The sequence below is a fragment of the Roseateles sp. P5_B10 genome (genome assembly GCF_056400485.1).
The window spans coordinates 1-520 of sequence record NZ_JBFULE010001768.1 but is presented as its reverse complement, the minus strand read 5'-3'; the positions used below and the strand labels follow the sequence as shown (position 1 = coordinate 520).

The window sequence follows — 520 nt, the reverse complement described above, 5'->3', positions numbered from 1 at the left end:
TGTTGAAGCCATGATTCGCTGTATGACGAGAAATACGCGTAATCGCCGAAGATGTTCTCCGGGCTTTCCCACTCTTCCAACTGAACAAGAAGGCACTCGCTACATACATAGGCCTTCAGCGGGAAGAATTTCTCCTTTTCTCCCTTGTCATCCTTCTTCAGATAGGAATTTGCGAGAGGAGACATCCCAAGGTCGAGAAACACATTCTCCAGAGGAGCACTACAGAATCTGCAGGTACATGTTTCATCCGAATGCGACGACGGTGTCGCCGCCGAATTGAAGGACTGCACAGCGACTTCTTGATTCAACATGGGTACGCTCCTGATGCGCGTTCGCGTTATCTCGCACCGGCACCGTATTTGTCTGCGCACCCGTTCACTTGACCTCTGTCAAGTTATCATAACTACTTTATTTGACGGATGGGATTGCGGATTGGCGCGGCGCCTTGCGGCAATCGTTTGTTCGATGTTAGTCGGCCATCGGAATGAGACTGTGCGCCGGTTCGCTGCTCGCGGGCGTG

Annotated in this window: 1 protein-coding gene; it reads right to left on the bottom strand. The window is 51.9% G+C overall.

The features are described 5' to 3' along the window. The coding region (locus AC1DU6_RS35805; protein ID WP_477863398.1) for a class I SAM-dependent methyltransferase at positions 1–311 on the bottom strand (311 nt) is incomplete at its 3' end. Between the last annotated feature and the right edge of the window lie 209 nt (positions 312–520).